Source organism: Nostocoides japonicum T1-X7, from assembly GCF_001046855.1.
GTDB classification, from domain to species: Bacteria; Actinomycetota; Actinomycetes; order Actinomycetales; family Dermatophilaceae; genus Nostocoides; species Nostocoides japonicum.
In genome coordinates this window covers 4,143,486-4,162,329 of record NZ_HF570958.1, presented here as the reverse complement: position 1 = coordinate 4,162,329, position 18,844 = coordinate 4,143,486, and the positions used below count along the sequence as shown (strand labels likewise).

General features: G+C 71.6%; 16 protein-coding genes. 8 read left to right on the top strand and 8 right to left on the bottom strand.

The window, feature by feature from the left end:
• Positions 1-122 precede the first annotated feature (122 nt).
• The 3 genes from BN12_RS18870 to BN12_RS24715 all read left to right on the top strand — a co-directional run bounded on the left by BN12_RS18870 (position 123) and on the right by BN12_RS24715 (position 4,239).
• The gene (locus BN12_RS18870) at positions 123-1,253 is read left to right on the top strand and encodes a S1C family serine protease (RefSeq protein WP_235432467.1); all 1,131 of its coding nucleotides are present in this window, start codon (positions 123-125) and stop codon (positions 1,251-1,253) included.
• Positions 1,254-1,360: 107 nt separating this feature from the next.
• Positions 1,361-3,397: a HelD family protein gene (locus tag BN12_RS18865; protein ID WP_048554918.1), complete on the top strand. Its 2,037-nt coding sequence runs from the start codon at positions 1,361-1,363 to the stop codon at positions 3,395-3,397.
• A gap of 20 nt (positions 3,398-3,417) precedes the next feature.
• Positions 3,418-4,239 carry an HD domain-containing protein gene (locus BN12_RS24715; protein ID WP_048554915.1) on the top strand — a complete coding sequence of 274 codons (822 nt, stop codon included), beginning with the start codon at positions 3,418-3,420 and terminating at the stop codon, positions 4,237-4,239.
• A gap of 58 nt (positions 4,240-4,297) precedes the next feature.
• Here the strand turns inward: BN12_RS24715 and BN12_RS18855 are convergent, their stop codons facing one another.
• A complete protein-coding gene (locus tag BN12_RS18855) occupies positions 4,298-4,882 on the bottom strand; it encodes a GNAT family N-acetyltransferase (RefSeq protein ID WP_048554913.1) in 585 nt (194 codons plus the stop codon).
• Positions 4,883-5,034: 152 nt separating this feature from the next.
• On the bottom strand, positions 5,035-5,820 hold the full coding sequence (locus tag BN12_RS18850; RefSeq protein WP_048554911.1) for a DUF4031 domain-containing protein: 786 nt from the start codon (positions 5,818-5,820) through the stop codon (positions 5,035-5,037).
• Positions 5,821-6,508: 688 nt separating this feature from the next.
• Between BN12_RS18850 and BN12_RS18845 the strand changes: the two genes are divergently transcribed.
• On the top strand, positions 6,509-6,802 hold the full coding sequence (locus tag BN12_RS18845; protein ID WP_048554910.1) for a WXG100 family type VII secretion target: 294 nt from the start codon (positions 6,509-6,511) through the stop codon (positions 6,800-6,802).
• Positions 6,803-6,973: 171 nt separating this feature from the next.
• Here BN12_RS18845 and BN12_RS18840 read toward each other — a convergent pair whose 3' ends face one another.
• The 5 genes from BN12_RS18840 to groL all read right to left on the bottom strand — a co-directional run bounded on the left by BN12_RS18840 (position 6,974) and on the right by groL (position 13,836).
• Positions 6,974-9,520, bottom strand: a complete 2,547-nt coding sequence (locus BN12_RS18840) for an ABC transporter permease (protein WP_048554907.1) — start codon at positions 9,518-9,520, stop codon at positions 6,974-6,976.
• On the bottom strand, positions 9,521-10,300 hold the full coding sequence (locus BN12_RS18835; protein ID WP_048554905.1) for an ABC transporter ATP-binding protein: 780 nt from the start codon (positions 10,298-10,300) through the stop codon (positions 9,521-9,523). It lies immediately after the preceding gene.
• Positions 10,301-10,444: 144 nt separating this feature from the next.
• Positions 10,445-10,597, bottom strand: a complete 153-nt coding sequence (locus BN12_RS24710; protein WP_157635567.1) for a hypothetical protein — start codon at positions 10,595-10,597, stop codon at positions 10,445-10,447.
• A gap of 2 nt (positions 10,598-10,599) precedes the next feature.
• Entirely contained in the window at positions 10,600-11,661 is a 1,062-nt protein-coding gene (locus BN12_RS18830; RefSeq protein ID WP_235432571.1) for a glycosyltransferase family 2 protein, read from the bottom strand.
• A 546-nt stretch (positions 11,662-12,207) separates the two neighbouring features.
• Entirely contained in the window at positions 12,208-13,836 is a 1,629-nt protein-coding gene (gene groL / locus BN12_RS18825; protein ID WP_048554903.1) for a chaperonin GroEL, read from the bottom strand.
• Between the two features lie 1,021 nt (positions 13,837-14,857).
• Here groL and BN12_RS18815 point away from each other — a divergent pair.
• From BN12_RS18815 to BN12_RS24705, 3 genes are read left to right on the top strand one after another with little or no spacing between them, the layout of a single operon-like run.
• Positions 14,858-16,078 (top strand): inorganic phosphate transporter, encoded by a 1,221-nt coding sequence (locus BN12_RS18815; protein ID WP_048554899.1) that lies wholly within the window; start codon positions 14,858-14,860, stop codon positions 16,076-16,078.
• Positions 16,075-16,374, top strand: a complete 300-nt coding sequence (locus tag BN12_RS18810; RefSeq protein ID WP_048554897.1) for a hypothetical protein — start codon at positions 16,075-16,077, stop codon at positions 16,372-16,374. Before BN12_RS18815 ends, BN12_RS18810 begins: the two co-directional genes overlap by 4 nt.
• 9 nt (positions 16,375-16,383) lie before the next feature.
• Positions 16,384-17,085, top strand: a complete 702-nt coding sequence (locus BN12_RS24705; protein ID WP_048554896.1) for a DUF3349 domain-containing protein — start codon at positions 16,384-16,386, stop codon at positions 17,083-17,085.
• 183 nt (positions 17,086-17,268) lie between these two features.
• Here BN12_RS24705 and BN12_RS18800 read toward each other — a convergent pair whose 3' ends face one another.
• On the bottom strand, positions 17,269-17,562 hold the full coding sequence (locus BN12_RS18800; protein WP_048554893.1) for a DUF3263 domain-containing protein: 294 nt from the start codon (positions 17,560-17,562) through the stop codon (positions 17,269-17,271).
• Positions 17,563-17,799: 237 nt separating this feature from the next.
• Here BN12_RS18800 and BN12_RS18795 point away from each other — a divergent pair, with 237 nt between their 5' ends.
• Positions 17,800-18,609 (top strand): LLM class flavin-dependent oxidoreductase, encoded by an 810-nt coding sequence (locus BN12_RS18795; RefSeq protein WP_048554890.1) that lies wholly within the window; start codon positions 17,800-17,802, stop codon positions 18,607-18,609.
• Positions 18,610-18,844 lie beyond the last annotated feature (235 nt).

The window sequence follows — 18,844 nt, the reverse complement described above, 5'->3', positions numbered from 1 at the left end:
CGTCGTCCATGGCGACACCGACCCAAGAGATTCCGGCTGGGCCGTCTGCCCCCGTGTTCACACAGGGACAGACAGAGCATGCCCAGCCGGCCAAATCGCGACGCCCGGTAGAGCTGACTGCCGTGGCGTTGCTCGCCGCCCTGCTGGCCAGTGGCGGCACCTACGCCGCGACCCGGGTCGTCGGCTCGACGGATGCGCAGAACCCCTCCACCGCGCAGACCTCGTCCGACCCGGGTCGCGGCACAAGCTCCTCGGCCCCGGTGGCCCAGGCGAATGCCGTCGCCCCGGACTGGACCGCGACGGCCGCCGCCGTCGGGCCGAGCGTCGTCGCGATCGCGGCGATGACGAGCAGCGGGGAGGACCAGGGCTCGGGCGTCATCCTCGACCGGTCCGGCCACATCCTCACGAACAACCACGTCGTGAGCGGCGCGCAGTCGGTGTCGGTCACGCTGACCGACGGACGCACCTACAAGGCGTCGGTCCGCGGCACGGACGCGACGACCGACCTCGCCGTCGTCAAGCTGACCACGCCTCCCGAGGGACTCAAGCCCATCTCGATCGGCGACTCCAGCGCGCTGAAGGTCGGGCAGCCCGTCATGGCGGTCGGGAACCCGCTCGGGCTGGCCGGCACGGTGACGACGGGCATCGTCAGCGCCCTCGACCGGCCCGTGAAGACGAGCTCCCAGGAGCAGGCCGACCCGACGAACCCCTTCGGCCAGCCGCAGACGTCCGAACCGGTCGTCACCAACGCCATCCAGACCAGCGCCGCGATCAACCCTGGGAACAGCGGCGGAGCCCTCGTCGACGCCTCCGGGAAGCTCATCGGCATCAACTCCGCCATCGCGACGCTGTCCGACGGGTCCACGGGCCAGTCCGGCAGCATCGGCATCGGCTTCGCCATCCCCATCAGGGAGGCGAATGCCATCGCCAAGCAGCTCATCGCGACAGGCACGGCGCAGCACGCCTTCCTCGGAGTGAGCACGTCCGACGGCACGGCGTCCGACGGGTCCGCGCAGCGCGACGGCGCGAAGATCACCTCGGTCGTCAGCGGAACACCCGCCGCGGAGGCCGGCATCAAGGCCGGCGACCTCGTCATCGCCGTCGACGGCGTCCCCGTGGGGTCGTCCGACTCCCTCATCGCCAACATCCGCGAGCGCACGGCCGGTGAGACGGTGAAGATCACCGTCCTGCGTGGCGGCCGGACCCTCAACCTCAAGACGAAGCTCGTCACCAAGCCGTCGACGAGCGAGTAGCCCCCACCCCACGCCGGCATCGGAGCCGGGCTGCGCACCCTCGCCGTGGGGATCCCGCGGGGTTGCCTCGCGCACCAACCGGGTGGCATACTCGCTGGGTTTGCCCCATGGACGATCTCACCGACCTCACCGACCTCGCCGCCGAACGACACCACCTCGCGACCGCCCGCGCGGAGCTGCGCCGTATGCGGGAGCGCACCCTCTCCCTCGACGCCCAGTCCGCCGACCCCGTCAACGCGGAGATCCTCGCGCGGGCCCTCTTCTACCGGGCCAGGGCCCTCGAGGACGACCCGAGCACCTCGCTCTTCTTCGGCCGCGTCGACACCGACGGAAGTGCGCCGGGGTCGCCCGGCCCGGAGCGGCTCTACATCGGCCGGCGGCACATCGGCGACGCGTCGGGCGAGCCGGTCGTCATCGACTGGCGCGCCGACGTGGCGACCGTCTTCTATCGCGCGACCCGGACCACCCCGATGGGGGTCGTCCTGCGCCGCCGGTTCGGCGTCGACCGGGGCGAGATCACGGCATACGAGGACGAGCATCTCGTCGACCCGGCCGAGGAGGACGCCCGCAGCCGGATCCTCGCCGAGGAGATCGAGCGACCCCGGGTCGGGCCGATGCGCGACATCGTCGCGACGATCCAGCCCGAGCAGGACGAGCTGGTCCGCGCCGACGCGACGACGACGGTGTGCGTCCAGGGCGCCCCGGGCACCGGCAAGACGGCCGTCGGACTGCACCGCGCCGCCTGGCTGCTCCACGCGCACCGGGACCGCCTCGCCCGGTCCGGTGTCCTCGTCGTCGGCCCGAACCGCGCCTTCCTCGACCACATCGGCTCGGTGCTGCCGACGCTCGGGGAGATCAGGGTCGGCCACACGACCGTCGACGCCCTCGTCGGGGCGTGGCCGGTCCGCGCGGTCGACGACGTCGCGGCGGCGATCCTCAAGGGAGACGCCCGGATGGCCGAGGTGCTCCGACGGGCGGTGTGGAGCCACGTCGGCCGGCCGACGGAGGCGCTCGTCGTGCCACGCGGCGCCAGCCGGTGGCGGGTGCCGGCCTATGCCGTGACGGAGATCCTCCAGGAGCTGGAGACCCGCGGAGTCCGGTACGACGCCGCCCGTCAGATGCTGCCGCACCGGCTCGCCCATGCCGTCCTCCTCCAGATGGAGCGCTCGGGTGGATCCCCGGACGACAGGATCCAGGACTCCGTCGCTTCCAGCGCACCGGTCAAGCGGTATGCGGCGTCCTTGTGGCCCGCACTCGACGCCCGGCAGGTGCTCTTCGAGCTGTATGCCGACCCCGCGGTCCTCGCGGCCGCGTCCGACGGTCTCCTGGAGCCGTCGGAGCAGTCGATCCTCCGGTGGCACAAGCCTCCTCGCACGAAGGGGGCGGCTCGCTGGACGGCCGCGGACCTCGTCCTCCTCGACGAGGTCGGCGATCTGCTGAGCCGCACCCCGAGCCTCGGGCACGTCATCCTCGACGAGGCGCAGGACCTGTCCCCCATGCAGCTGCGCGCCGTCGGGCGGCGGTTCTCGACCGGTGCGGCGACGGTTCTCGGGGACCTCGCACAGGGCACGACGCCGTGGGCCACCTCGTCGTGGGAGGAGTCGCTCACCCACCTGGGCAAGCCCGACGCCCACGTGGAGATCCTCGACCGCGGGTTCCGGGTGCCGTCGTCGGTCATCGAGTTCGCCGCGCGACTCCTGCCGCACATGGCACCCGGCCTCGGCGTGCCGGTGTCGGTCCGAGACGACCCCGGGCGGCTCCGGATCCTTCCGGCGGACGGGGCGACGCTCTGGGACACGACCGCCGAGACGGTCGCTCGGCTCGTCGCCGAACCCGGGTCGGTCGGCGTCATCGTGGCGGACGCGTCGGTGCCCGCTCTGTCAGCGGCCCTGTCCCGCAAGGGGATCGGCCACGGCATCCTCGGCGCGGACCACGGCGACGTCGAGCACCAGGTCGACGTCGTGCCCGCGTCCGTCGCGAAGGGCCTCGAGTTCGACGAGGTCGTCGTCGTCGAACCCTCCGCCATCGCCGACGCCGAGCCCGACGAGCGGACCGGGTTGCGGCGGCTCTATGTCGTCCTCACGCGCGCCGTCTCCGGTCTCACCGTCCTCCACGCCCGCCCGCTCCCCGCCGCGCTCACGTAGGAGCGCGGCAGACTGGCGGCGTGGCCCTCATCGACTCCTGGCGCGAGGATGTCGCGCTGCTCGCCCCTGCCGCTCCCAGTGAGGAGCTGCTCACCGTCGGCACGGACCTGCTGCGACGCTGGGGTGAGCCGCACCGCCGGTACCACACGACGACCCACCTCGCGGAGATGCTGTCGGCGCTGCGGGAGATCGAGCAGGCCGGAGAGCTCGCCGCCCGGGAGGCCGCCCTCGCCAGGGTGGCGGCCTGGTTCCACGACGCCGTGTATGCCGTGCTCGACCCCGGCGACGTCCCTCACCTCGGCGACCCCGCGCCGGCCGCCGTCTCCACCCCTGGCCACGACGCTCCTCCCAACCACGGCGCGCCGGTCGACACCCATGGCACCGCCCCTCGCCCTGACACTCACCCCGACCCCATCGCCCCGGTCGACACCCCCCCGCGCGAGCCTCGTCCCGGCCCGGGCGACAACGAGGAGGCCAGTGCCAGGCTGGCCGTCCATTCCCTGACAGGCAACGGGTTCCGGGACGCCGACATCGGCGTCGTCGCCTCGTTGATCCGTGCGAGCGAGCGCCACGAGCTGACGTCCCCGGGCGGCCCCGAGGCGGCCTTCCACGACGCGGACCTGTGGATCCTGGCGGCGCCCTCCGACCGGTTCGACGAGTACTGCACCGAGGTCCGGGAGGAGTTCGCCGTCGTGCCCGACGCGGCATACCGGATGGGCAGGTCCGCCGTCCTGCGGCCCTTCCTCGACCGTGACCACGTCTACGCGACCCACCTCGGCCGCGCCGAGTGGGAGCCGCGGGCCCGGGTCAACCTCGCCCGCGAGCTGGCCCGCCTCGGCTGACCCCGAGCGGACGGTGGGCGATCCGCGTTGCGTCGCGTCGCATACCGGATCGCGCGCCCTACGGACCGGACCAGACGCGCTCGCCGCGGCTCTCGTCGGCGGCGGGCCGCTCCACGATGTCCTTGGCGAGGACGACGAAGTAGAGGTCGTCGCGCAGCGCGGTGCCGTTGACGAGCTCGCCGTAGGGGAAGGGCCGGTGCTGGCCGGTGCGGTGGAATCCCCGGCGTTCGTACCAGGCGATGAGATCGCCGCGCTGGGCGATCACGGTCATCTCCATGCGCGTGGCACCCCACAGCTGCCGGGCCAGGTCGGCGGCGTGGTCGAGCACGGCTCGGCCGATGCCGGCACCCTGCCGGGCGGGCTGGACGGCGAAGAGCCCGAAGTAGGCCACATCGCCCTCGCGACGCGCCAGCTCGCAGCAGCCGATGACCGCGCCTCCGGCGTCCTCGGCGAGGAGCACGAGGGAGTCCGGGCCGGTGATCTTTCCGACCACCTGGTCGGTGTCGATCCGCTCGTCGTCGAGGAGGTCGGCCTCGGTCGTCCAGCCGGCGCGGCTCTCCGGGCCGCGGTAGGCGCGACGGACGAGGGCCGTGACGACCGGCGCGTCGTCCTCGCGAGCGATCCGGAAGCGGGCACCGTCCATCGGGCCATTCTGACGGCCCACCCCTTCGGGGGTCACCGGCGGGGCTCGACCGTCTCGGGCGGTCCTCCTCGCGTGCTTGTGGGGAGGTCGGCCAGGGTCCTGACGCCGGCCGGCTTCCCCACGAATGCCGCAGCGGTCGGGAGCTCGTCCGGTCAGGCGTGGCCCCACGTCGGCGGGTCGAAGACGGCCTCCGCGAGCGGCCACCAGAACAGGTGCGCGCAGCGCTCCCCGAACTCCTCCCAGGAGACCCATTCGTGGGCCGTCGTCGCGTCGCCCGGGTGCGGCCGCAGCCGCGGGCGTCTCCTCGTCACCTCCGCGCGGAAGACCTGGAGGACGTCGGAGCCCGACCCGGGTCGCCACGGCCCGAGCGGGGCGAACCGCTCATAGCCGCAGGCCAGGAGTGACGGCTCGTCGAGCGACAGTCCGGTCTCCTCGTGGACCTCGCGAACCGCGTTGCGCCGCACCGACTCCGAGCCCTCACGCCAGCCACCGGGGGCACCCCACTCCGCCCGGCGCGGACTGTAGACGAGGGCGTGGTCGCCGGCCACGTCGGTGAGGAACACCATCGCGGCGAAGACCCTCGGCTCGGCATACGGCCTGGCGGAGGTGAAGAGGTCGACATCGGCGGACGTCCCGTCGGGGAAGCCGACGCCGCGCACCCGGGCGACGCCGCGATCCCCCTTGCGCTTGGCCATCCGCAGTCCGCTGTGCCGCAACGCGTCGACGACGCCGCGGATGTCGCTCACCTGAGCCCCGGCGGCGACGACGTCGGCGAACCGCTCCTCGGGCACGTCGTAGTGGTCCCCCTCGAAGCCGCGCCGGGGGATGCCGAGACCGGCGGCGAAGGCGTGGAGCTCCTCCAGGGAGGTGTCGCTCACCAAGTGCGACCACAGCCGGCCGTACGCGGGCCAGCGCGGCGGGTCGACGAGAAGCGTCACGAAGCGTCACTGTAACCGCCGCCCCTGCCGCTCCCTCCGCCCGTCCGGCTCCCTCCGCCGTTCGCGAGTCCTCCGCCCCTGCCGCCGCGACTCGCACCTCCACCCCGACCTCGCACGTGCCGAGTTGTTGTCGTCACCGAGCCCTCCCGACAGCATCAGCTCGGCACATGCGGGCTTGTCGTGGTCACCCAGCCCCACCGACGACATCAACTCGGCACGTGCGGGCTTGTCGTGGTCACCCAGCCCCACCGACGACATCAACTCGGCACGTGCGGGCTTGTCGTGGTCGCCCAGCCCTGGGAGCCCGCCTCGGACGGGTCGACGACCGTTCGCGAATCCTTGTGGGGAAGCTGGCCAGACCCCTGACGCCGGCCAGCTTCCCCACAAGCTGTCGACGTTCCATCGGGTGCCGGTGAGCCCACACCACCGCATCCGATACGGCACCTGCCGAGGTCCCGAGACCACCCCCCACCGACAACATCAACTCGGCACATGCGGGCTTGTCGTGGTCACCCAGCCCCACCGACAACATCAGCTCGGCACGTGCGGGCTGGGATCGGGACACGCGGGCTGGGATCGGCGCGGACGGCGGCGAGGGCTGTGGATAACTTCGGAGGCGTCGAGCCGATCCGGCCTACCGTTCCTCCAGAGGCCGCCCCAGGTCGGGGCGGCGAGAAGGAGGTTCACCATGTCAGGTCAGTTCCAGGTCGACACCGAGCGCATCCAGGCCGCGGCCGGCGACATCGCCCGGATCTCGGGCGAGATCGAGTCCCAGGTGGCTGCGATGATGACCCGCCTCAACGCCCTGCAGGACGCCTGGACGGGGTCGGCGTCGACCCAGTTCCAGGCGGTCGTCCAGCAGTGGCAGGGGACCCAGCGGCAGGTCCAGGAGAGCCTCGACAGCATCGGTTCGGTGCTGGGTGCGGCCGGGGTGCGGTATGCCGAGACCGAGGCGGCGGCGGTCGCCATGTTCTCGCACTGAGACCTCCGAAGCCCGGCGCACACCCGGCCAGAACATGCCTGGACTGGGAACGCCGGGCCGGGCCATGTGGCACCCGACCGTCCGAACGTCGGGCGTCCCCGCGCCGCGAGCGGACACCCACTCGGGGACGATCCGCCCTCCACCCGGCCCGACGGGTAGGTGCCGCATGGCTCACTCCGTCGCGATGGCGCGCAGGATGTCGAGCCGGGCGGCCCGGCGCCCCGGCCAGAGGGCGGCGAGGATGCCGACGAGGGCGGACAGGGCGAGGAAGAGGGCGAGCTGGTCCACGGGGACGGCCAGCTCGGTGATCCCCTGGTCGGCCAGCGCCCGCTGGAGGGCGATGCCGAAGCCGACGCCGAGCACGATCCCGAGGACAGCTCCGAGCAGGGCGATGGCGACCGACTCGAGCGCGAGCATCCGACGCAGCTGTGCCCGCGACAGGCCGATGGCGCGGAGCAGGCCGATCTCGCGGGTCCGCTCGATGACGGCCAGTCCGAGGGTGTTGACGATCCCGAGGACGGCGATGACGATGGCGAGCCCGAGGAGCGCGTAGATGATGGCGAGCAGCTGGTCGACGGGTTGGCGCTGCTCGGCGGCATACTCGGCCTGGTCCTTGACGCTGACGAGCGGCAGGTCCTTCACGACGGCCGTCAACCCGCGCTCCACCGCGGCCCGGTCGCCTCCGGGGTCGACGGTGACGTAGGCGACCGAGTCCTGCCGCGCCGCGCCGATCCGGTCGAGCCCACCGAGGCTGAGCAGATAGGAGGCGCCGAGGATCTCGTTGCGCTCGTACGTGCCGGCGACCGCGAACCGCACCTGTCGCCCGGCCGGCCCCACCGCCACCGTCGACCCGAGGCGCAGGTGCTGCTCGGCCGCGCGGCCGCTCTCGACGAGGACCGTGCCCTCGTCGAGAGCGCCGAGCGCGCCGGTACGCATCGCGAGGGGCAGTACCTTCGCGAGGTCCCCGGGGTCGGCCCCCGCGACGTAGGCGGTCCTCCGGGTCCCCACGTCGGTGACCGTGTACCGCAGCGCCGCCACGCCGGCGACACCGGGCACGGTGGCCACCTCGGCGGTGATCCGCGGTGAGAACGGCTGGCCGATGACGTTGGAGACGACGAAGTCGGCTGCGAACTCCTCGTCGATGACCTTGTCGATGCTCGCCTTCGCGGAGGCCCCGACGACGGACATCATCGAGACGAGGGTGACGCCGATCATGAGGGCCGACGCGGTCGCCGCGGTGCGCCGGGGGCTGCGCAGGGCGTTCTCCTCGGCCATCCGGCCGACGGCCGAGAAGAGGGCTCCGTATGCCGCGCCGAGGGCGACGACGACCGGCCGGCCGGCCACGGGGCTCGTCATCGCGACCCCGAGGATGACGCCGAGCATGCCGAGCCCCACCCACCACATGTGACCGTCGACGTCGGCGAACAGGCCGAGTCCGAGACCCACCGCTCCGGCGAGGGCCACCACCGTGCCGACGGCGACGCGGCGCCGCAGCGGAGCCTCGCCGACCTCGACCTCCTCCCGCATCGCCGCGACGGGCGGCACCCGGCCGGCCCGGCGCGCCGGGAGGTAGGCGGCGACGAGCGTGACGAGGACCCCGACGGCATACGCCGCGACGATCGTGCGGCTCCGGAACACCAACGGTGAGCCGGACAGGTCGAGACCGAACCGGCCGAAGAGCGCCTTGATCCCGACGGCGAGAGCGACGCCGAGTCCGAGCCCGACCGTCGAGCCGACGACCCCGACGACGAGCGCCTCGAAGAGGACCGAGCGCGCCACCTGCCCGCGCGTGGCGCCGAGCGCGCGCAGGAGCGCGAGCTCGCGGCTGCGCTGGGCGACGAGGATGGAGAAGGTGTTGACGATGAGGAAGGTCCCGACGACGAGGGCGACACCGGCGAAGACGAGGAGGAAGGTCGTGACGAACCGGAGCGCCCTCTGGATCTGGTTCGCCGCGTCGGCCGAGGCACTGTCGCCCGTCACCGCCTCGAGGCCCGGGGGGAGCACGGCAGCCACCTGGGCCCTCAGCTCGCTCTGGGAGACGCCGGGCCGGGCCGTCACCCACACGTCGCTGAAGGCGTCCTTCCCGTCGAGGAACTGCCGCTGTGCCGTCGCCGTGTCGAGGACGCAGACGCTCGCTCCGGCGAGGCTGCCGCTCGTGAACGACATGACACCGACGAGCCGGGCGGAGATCCGCGGCTGCGCCCCCGCAGAGACGAGGGGGACCGTGTCACCGACGGAGTACCCCGCCCGGCGCGCCGTCGCCGAGTCGAGGACGACCTCGTCCGCCCCGGTCGGCCAGTGTCCGGCATCGAGCCGCAGCGGCTCGATGCCGTGGGCGGCGGGCCCGCCCGTGTGGTTGAGGGCGATGCCGGGCGCTCCGTTCCCACCGACGAGCTTGCCCTCGGTGGACACGACGAACGTCCCGTAGTTCGTCACGTTGCCGTCGGCACGCGCCGCACCCGGGATCCCGGCGAGGCGCGGCACGAGAGCGCCCGGGACCGTGGCATTCGTCGTCGGGTCGACGAAGGTGCCCGTCCCGGCCGGTCGGACGATGACGTCGCCGACCGAGCCGGAGGTGATGCCGGTGAAGGCGCGGCCGAGGGTGTCGGTGAAGACGAGCGACCCCGCGACGAAGGCGACTCCGAGCACGATGGCGAACGCCGAGAGCAGCAGGCGCACCCGGCGGGCGAGGAGGCTCTTCCAGCTGGCCCGCAACATTCAGGCTCCGGTGACCCGCTCGTCGAGGCGACCCATCCGCTCCAGGACCGACTCACGGGTCGGGTCCCGCAGCTCGTCGACGACGCGGCCGTCGGCGAGGAAGACGACCCGGTCGCTGTGGCTCGCCGCGACGGGGTCGTGCGTCACGATGACGACGGTCTGCCCCATGCCGTCGACGCTGCGCCGGAGGAGACCGAGGACCTCGGCGCCGCTCACCGAGTCGAGGTTGCCGGTGGGCTCGTCGGCGAAGACGATGTCGGGACGGCTCACGAGGGCTCGCGCGCACGCCACACGCTGCTGCTGGCCTCCGGACAGCGCGCTCGGCCGATGCCCGAGCCGGTTCCGCAGCCCGACCGCGTCGATGACCCCGTCGGTCCAGTCACGATCGGGAGCGCGCCCGGCGATCGCGAGCGGCAGGACGATGTTCTCGTAGGCCGTCAGCGTCGGTACGAGGTTGTAGGACTGGAAGACGAAGCCGATCCGGTCACGGCGCAGCCGGGTGAGCGCCTTCTCCCTCAACGTCGTGAGGTCGACGTCACCGACGAGGATCCTGCCCGCGGTGACGGCGTCGAGGCCGGCCGCACAGTGCATGAGGGTCGACTTGCCCGAGCCGGACGGTCCCATGACCGCCGTGAGCTCGCCCGTCACGAACTCGAGGGACACCTCGTCGAGGGCCGTCACGCGCGTCGGGCCGCGGCCGTAGACCTTCGTGACACCGAGGAGCCGCGCCGCCGCACGCACGGGGCGGGGGCGGTCGTCGATGGTGACGGTGGCGCCCACGAGGTCTCCTCACGAGGTCATCCGGCCGGTGACAGCCTTCGACCACCGTACGTCCCCGCATCCGCCTGTGGCGTCAGGAACCACCCTGAGGGGTCCCCGATGAGCCCCCGGTCACCGCAGCGGTGACCGGGGGCCGGGGGACCTTCAGCGCTCGCGTCGGGGGACGAGTCGCATGACCGCGAGGCCGGCCATGATGAGCGTGAAGGCGGCAACGGCATAGAACAGGGTGTTCATGCCGGTGTATGCGAGGGTGGCCGAGCTGGCCGCCCCAGCGCCAGTTGCCTTGACGGAGTACATCGTCAGATCCTTTCGGGTTGGGTGACGCGGTGGTGTCTCCACTCCGGGGTGCTGCCTCGCAGCAGCGTTCCGACGGCGTGGAAGAAGGCGACCTGGAGCCACAGGTCGTAGAGCAGCTCCGGGACGAGCAGCGCGGCGAGGACTCGGGCCTGCGGACCCGCCCGCCACACGGTGACGACCCGCTCGAGGATGAAGAGCGCGCCGATGCCCGTCCAGAACCATGAGAAGCCGAAGTGACCGTTGACGATCGTCGTCGTCATGAGGACGAGGTAGGCGCAGAGCATGACGCTCGACAGGAGGAGTCCGGCCTGCTGCCACCAGTAGCGTCGGGTCACCGGGGTGATGCCGTAGGTGCGGATGTTGTCGAGCGCCCCTCGGTACCACCGGAGACGCTGGTCGTGGAGCGCGCGGAGGGTCGGCATGAGCTCGGTGTAGACGAGGCATTCGCGCGGGGACACCAGACGCCACCCGATGGTCTTCAGGGCGATCGTCATCTCGTTGTCCTCGGTGATCGCGCCCGTGTCGTACACCTCGCCGCGGCGTCCCGGCAGGCGCGTGCCGCGGGCCGCGGCGACGTCGCGCAGGGCCCGGACGCGGAAGGCCGACGCCGTCCCCGTCAGGACGTGGACGCGACCCTGGCGCCGGCCGATCTCCCGCGCATACCGGGCGTATTCGGACGCCTGGAGTCTCGGGAGGAGCCGCCTCGGCGAGTCCCCGTGGAAGATGCCGCCGACGGCGCCGAGCCGCCCGTCCGGATCCGTCCCGAACCGGTCGGCCACGGTGGCCATGTAGTCGGCGCCGAGCCGCGTGTCGGCGTCCATGACGAGGAGGACGTCGTCGTCGTCGAGGTCGACGTGGGCGAGCGCCTGGTTGAGCGCTCCGGCCTTCTTGTCGGTGTTCCCCTCCGTGCGGAAGACGTCCGCGCCGGCCGCCTGGGCCTCCTCGACCGTCGTGTCCGTGCAGTTGTCGGCGACGACGACGATGCGGTCGAAGGTGACCCGCTGCGTCCGCAGCGATCGGACGGCGGAGGAGATCGTTCTGGCCTCGTTGTGGGCAGGGAGCATCGCCACGACAGACATTGCGCGCACTCCCCCCGGTCGACGACACACCGTTCCGGCCTCTCGACCGGCATCCACCCGACCGAGACGGATCGCGACTCGGTCATCCCCTGGGCTCTTCTCATCGTAGGAGGACAGGAGTGACGTGTGGGGCCGGAATGCGAAACTTTCCCCGCGGATTTCTCCGCTCAAGACCCTTGAGCGACAGCGCAATTCGGACGTATGCCGGCAAGGTCCCGCATACTTCCACCCTTGCCGCCCTGGCGACGGCTCGCCCGATCCAGGGCCAGGCGACCACGTTCGGCCCACCGTCGCCCGAGGACATCTCACCCGCTCGGGACGGCTTCCCGCCGTCCGCCCGGGGCGGTCGTCCCTCCCCACTATCGCCTGGAGACGACTCCTCGGGTCGGACCCCGATATCCACCAGCGGGCGCTCGAGCGGCCCCTCCCGGCATACCGAAACGGGCGGCCCCCGAGGTGGGGACCGCCCGTTCGCGGTACTGATGTGGCCGAGGCGGTATGCGACGCCTCAGCCGCGGGGGTGACGCCGGCTCAGAAGCCCATGCCGCCCATGTCGTCGCCACCACCGGGCATGGCCGGGGCGGCCTTCTCCGGCTTGTCGGCGACGACGGCCTCGGTCGTGAGGAAGAGCGCCGCGATGGAGGCGGCGTTCTGCAGCGCCGAGCGCGTCACCTTGGCCGGGTCGATGATGCCCGCCGCGATGAGGTCGACGTACTCGCCCGTCGCCGCGTTGAGGCCGTGGCCCGCGGGGAGGTTGGAGACCTTCTCCGCGACGACGCCGCCCTCGAGACCGGCGTTGATGGCGATCTGCTTGAGCGGTGCCTCGATGGCGACCTTGACGATGTTCGCGCCGGTCGCCTCGTCGCCGTCGAGCTCGAGCTTCTCGAAGGCCGCCTTGCCCGCCTGGAGCAGGGCGACGCCACCGCCGGCGACGATGCCCTCCTCGACGGCCGCCTTCGCGTTGCGAACGGCGTCCTCGATGCGGTGCTTGCGCTCCTTCAGCTCGACCTCGGTCGCGGCGCCGGCCTTGATGACGGCGACGCCGCCGGCCAGCTTGGCGAGACGCTCCTGGAGCTTCTCGCGGTCGTAGTCGGAGTCGGACTTCTCGATCTCGGCGCGGATCTGGTTGACCCGACCCTGGATCTGGTCCTGGTCACCGGCACCCTCGACGATCGTCGTCTCGTCCTTGGTGACGACGACCTTGCGGGCGCGGCCGAGCAGGTCGAGGTCCGCGGTGTCGAGCTTGAGGCCGACCTCCTCGGAGATGACCTGGCCGCCGGTGAGGATCGCGATGTCGCCGAGCATCGCCTTGCGGCGGTCCCCGAAGCCGGGAGCCTTGACCGCCACCGACTTGAACGTGCCGCGGATCTTGTTGACGACGAGCGTGGACAGCGCCTCGCCCTCGACGTCCTCGGCGATGATGAGCAGCGGCTTGCCGCTCTGCATGACCTTCTCCAGGACCGGCAGGAGGTCCTTGATGCCGGAGATCTTGGAGTTGACGACGAGGACGTACGGGTCCTCGAGGACGGCCTCCATGCGCTCGGCGTCGGTCACGAAGTAGTGGCTGATGTAGCCCTTGTCGAAGCGCATACCCTCGGTGAGCTCGAGCTCGAGGCCGAAGGTGTTGCTCTCCTCGACGGTGATGACGCCTTCCTTGCCGACCTTGTCCATGGCCTCGGCGATCTGGGCGCCGATCTCCGGGTCGGCCGCCGAGATGGAGGCCGTCGAGGCGATCTGCTCCTTGGTCTCGACCTCCTTGGCGGTCTCCAGGAGCTGGTCGGCGACCGCGGCGACGGCCTTCTCGATGCCCCGCTTGAGGGCCATCGGGTTGGCGCCCGCGGCGACGTTGCGCAGGCCCTCCTTGACGAGGGCCTGGGCGAGGACGGTGGCCGTCGTCGTGCCGTCACCGGCGACGTCGTCGGTCTTCTTCGCGACCTCCTTGACCAGCTCGGCGCCGATCTTCTCGTAGGGGTCGTCGAGCTCGATCTCCTTGGCGATGGACACACCGTCGTTGGTGATCGTGGGGGCGCCCCACTTCTTCTCCAGGACGACGTTGCGGCCCTTGGGGCCCAGGGTGACCTTGACCGCGTCGGCGAGGGTGTTCATCCCTCGCTCGAGACCGCGGCGAGCCTCTTCATCGAATGCGATGATCTTGGCCATTCGGGTGGTTCCTCCCACGCGAATCGTTGGTGGGACCAGCGGCGCCCGCGACGGACGGACCGGAGTCGCACGGGTCACGTCCCCGTGCTCGACCGGGCCTCACCGACTGGTCAGATGTTGTCACTCTCGGGGTGAGAGTGCTAACGCACATTATTGGCACTCTCACCCCGAGAGTGCAAACGCGCGCCCCGGACGGAGCGCGAGCTTTCGCGTCCCGAGAACGCAAGCGCGCGCCGGCCGGGCCGTTCGGCACAGTCCCCGACCCCGTCACCCTCGGCAGATGTGAGCTTTCCGTGGTCGGATCGCAGTGGCGACCACGACAACCCCGCACGTGCCGAGTTGATCCTCTCCCTGGGCCACGTCCGACCACGACAAGCCCGCACGTGCCGAGTTGATGCTCTCGATCTTCTCCCGCAACGACATCTTCTCGGCACGTGCGAAGAGCAGCCCCGCACGTGCCGAGTTGATGCTCTCCCTGGGCCACGCTCGACCACGACAACCCCGCGAGTTCCGCAACCCCAGCCGGCGGATGCGGGTTGTCGTGGCTCCGCCGGAGCGCCGACTGCTTGTGGGGAAGCTGACCAAAGTCAGGGCTCTGGTCAGCTTCCCCACAAGAACGCGTGAACCTGCCACCGACCCGACCCAGAGGGCTCGCGGCTGCTCCCGCCACGTGGGCGACCCCCTAGCGACCACGACAAGCCCGCACGTGCCGAGTTGATGCTCTCGATCTTCTCCCGCAACGACATCTTCTCGGCACGTGCGAAGAGCAGCCCCGCACGTGCCGAGTTGATGCTCCCGAACCGACCTCGCACCGACATCTTCTCGGCACGTGCGAAGAGCAGCCCCGCACGTGCCGACCTGACGCTGTCCGCGAGACCACGCTCGACCACGAACAAGACCCGCACCTGTCGAGGGGCCTCGACGCCCCACTCTCCACCCCTCGGACGGCGTGGGTGAACAACGGCTGAACAGTTGGCATACCCCCGCTAGCCGGGCCGATTCGGCCCCGACACTGAGGCATGTGACCGCAGCAACCGTCATCCTCGCACTCGTCATCGTGACAGCGCTCGCCTTCGACTTCACGAACGGCTTCCACGACACCGCCAACGCCATGGCGACCTCGATCGCCACCGGGGCCCTGAAGCCGAAGGTCGCGGTGGCGCTGTCCGCCGTCCTCAACCTCGTCGGAGCGTTCCTGTCGGTCGAGGTCGCCCTCACCGTGACGAACGCCGTCATCAACATCCAGGACAAGTCGGGTGCGCCGAAGGAGTCGCTCGTCGGCGACGGCGGCTACGCCCTCCTCCTCATCATCCTCGCCGGCCTCGTCGGCGGCATCGTCTGGAACCTGCTCACCTGGCTCCTCGGACTTCCGTCCTCCTCCTCGCACGCGCTCTTCGGCGGGCTCATCGGCGCGACGATCGCGGGCTTGGGCGTGTCCGGGGTGAAGTGGACCGGCGACGGGTCCAAGCTCGACGGCGTCGTCGGCAAGGTCATCCTCCCGGCGGTCTTCTCCCCCGTCGTCGCCGGCATCATCGCCGCCGTCGGGACCTGGTTCATCTTCAAGGTGGTGACCGGGGTCGCCGCGAAGTTCACCGAGAGCGGATTCCGCTGGGGCCAGATCGGCAGCGCCTCACTCGTCTCCCTCGCCCACGGCACGAACGACGCGCAGAAGACCATGGGAGTCATCACCCTCGCCCTCATCGCGTCCGGGCACTGGACGAACCTCTCCGGCGTCCCGCTGTGGGTGAAGGTCGCCTGCGCGCTCGCCATCGCCTCCGGGACGTATGTCGGCGGCTGGCGCGTGATCCGGACCCTCGGCAAGGGGCTGGTCGAGATCAGCTCGCCGCAGGGCATGGCGGCCGAGAGCGCCTCCGCCGCCACGATCCTCGCCTCGAGCCACCTCGGCTTCGCCCTGTCGACGACGCACGTCGCGACGGGCTCGATCCTCGGCACCGGCGTCGGCAAGAAGGGCGCCGAGGTCCGCTGGGGCGTCGCCGGACGCATGGTCCTCGCCTGGCTCATCACCCTGCCCGCCGCCGGAATCGTCGGCGCCGTCATGTGGTCGGTCGGGAACGTGCTCGGCGGTTACCTCGGCCCGATCGTCGTCACCGTCATCCTCATCGCCCTCGCGACCTGGATGTGGCTGCGCTCGCGCCGCACACCGGTCTCTGCCCACAATGTCAACGACGAGTGGGGCACCTCGGGCGCCCCCACCGCCACTCCGATCAGGAGCGCAGCATGAACAGCCTGTCCCTCGCCCTCGAAGGTGTCTGGAAGGTCCTCGCCGCGGGGCTCGTCCTCGGCGCCGGGCTGCCCGTCGTCTTCGCCCTCGGCGTCCGCGCCCTCGCCTTCGCCGAAGGTGGGGAGGCCGAGGACAGCCACGCCGAGCCGCACCCCATCGGACGGGTACTCGCCGTCATCTGCTTCGCCGTCGTCGCGATCGGCATCATCCTGGGGATCACGTACATCGTGGCCTCCGGGTTCGGCAAGACGATCTCGTTCGAGCACGTGTGGCCCACGATCGTCGACAAGCACTGAGGGGAACCCATGTCACCCACTGACGCACTGACCCGCATCCTCGCCTGGTTGCGCGCGGGGTACCCGACGGGTATCCCGCAGACCGACTACGTCGCGCTCCTCGGCGTCCTCCACCGGGCGCTCACCCCGCAGGAGGTCGACTCCATCGCCGCCGAGCTCGCCTCCCGGGCTGCCTCCGGGGTCGTGATCGACGAGGACGACATCCGGGCGATGATCTCCGGCCGAGCCTTCGAGTCGGCCTCACCCGAGGACGTCCACCGCGTCTCGGCGGCCCTGGCCCGTGCCGGCTGGCCCCTCTCCGTCCTCGACACGACGGCGGAGCCGGACCAGGACGCCGCCGCGGCGGCCCCGCGGCCGTCGGAGTCGACGGAGACCCCGGCGTCGGACGCCGGTGTCGTGTCGCGCATCGTCGGCTGGCTCCGCGAGGGGTACCCGTCGGGCGTTCCCGAGAGGGACTACGTCCCGCTCCTGGCGCTCCTCCAGCGTCGCCTCACCAAGGAGGAGGTCAAGATGGTCGCGAAGTCATTGCGCCGCGCCGAGGTGAGCCCCGCCGGTCCCGACGACATCGCCGCGGCCATCGAGGAGCTCATCCGGACGACCCCGTCGGAGGACGACCTGCACCGGGTCAAGGACCGGCTCGCGAAGAAGGGATGGCCCGTCGACTTCCCCGACCCGGACTCACCGGCGCGCCCGCACCTCGTCCGAACCTGAGGATCCGCCGACCGACGGGTCCCGCCGCCCAGGAGCCCCGCACCTCGCCCCAGGTCCGGGGCTCTTGGCATACCCGCATGCGTCTTTCACGAGCGGTATGCGAGGTGACCCCGGCCGCGGCAGCACCTCGGGGATCGAGGTCAGCGCGGCGGCTCGCAGGGGCGAGCGTCAGTGCGGCGGTGCTCAGCCGTCGAGGCCGAGACGGCGGGCCGATCGGGCCTTCTGCCGCGTGGCGCGCATCCGGCGCAGCCGCTTGACGAGCATCGGGTCGTGGGCGAGCGCCGCGGGGCTGTCGATGAGGGTGTTGAGAACCTGGTAGTACCGCGTCGCGCTCATGTCGAACAGGTCGCGCACGGCCTGCTCCTTGGCCCCCGCATACTTCCACCACTGGCGCTCGAAGGAGAGGATCTCGCGGTCGCGGTCACTGAGCTCGGCCCCGGAGGACGTGGTGCGGACCGGCTGCTGGGAGACGTTCACTCATCGACCCTTCTGGTGGCTTGCCGTGCGCCACTATATCGACCGAATGACAGACCTGTCGTTCGGCCCGCCGGGCGACGGTCGATCGAGGCATGCGGGCCGGCACGTCCCCACCGGCCCCGCGCCACCGGTGCGGAGGTGTCGGCGGAGGCGGTGTCGGCATACCCCGATGGAGGTATGCCGGATGCCTCCCGACGGCGGACGCCGGAGCCGTCGCGCGGAGGCCACCCTGGAACCATGACCAGTACACGCAGGTTCCGGTTCGGCGCCGTCCTCGGCGGTCGCGGGGCGGCCACGGCCTGGGGCGAGACTGCTCGCGGTCTCAAGGACGCCGGCTACGCGACGGTCCTCGTCCCCGACACGGTGGCCACGGCCGCCCCCTTCCAGGTCCTCGCCGTCGTCGCCGCGACGACGAGCAGTCTCCACGTCGGGACGTGGGTCCTGTCCGCTCCCCTGCGGGAGCCGCAGCAGGTCGTCCGCGAGGCTCGCACGCTGTGGGAGCTGTCGGACGGCCGACTCGAGCTCGGCGTCGGTGCCGGCCGCCCCGGTGGTGAGCACGACGCCGCCGCCCTCGGTGTGCCGTGGGGTACCGCGGGCGAACGGGTCCGTCGGGTCGGGCAGACACTGTCGGCCGTGGCCCTCGACCCGGCCCCGCCGATCGTCGTCGCCGCCTCGGGCGATCGGATGCTCCGGCTTGCCGGGCGGTATGCCGACACCCTCGCCCTCCCCCTGCCCCCGACGGCCGACGCCGCCCAGATCGCGGCCCTCGCGGAGCACGTGCGCGCCGGCGCGGGCAAGGATCTCGAGCTGGCCCTTCAGATGGTCGGAGTGGGCGAGGATGTGCCCGAACAGGTCCGTCGCTGGACCGGCCTGACGGCGGCGCAGCTGCGGGAGAGCGGCGCGGCGGCACTGCTGACCGGCGACGTCGAGGCCGACGCGGACCACCTGCGAGGGCTGCGCGAGAGGACGGGCGTCTCCTACCTCACCGTGCCCGGTGACCTCACGTCCCGGATGGCCCCGCTCGTCGCGCGACTCACCGGCACCTGACCACGACAACCCCGCCCGTGCCGAGAAGATGTCCCCAGAACCCTCCCGGCACCACGACAACCCCGCACGTGCCGAGAAGAGTCGCCAGAGTCGTCTCGGGACGACATCTTCTCGGCACGTGCGGGTTCAGGCGACGACTCTCAGCGGATACCTCGACCCAGCCGGCCCACCCCGAGTCGAGGTACGACGACACGGCCAGACGGTCACCACATACCTCGACCCAGGCGCCCCACCC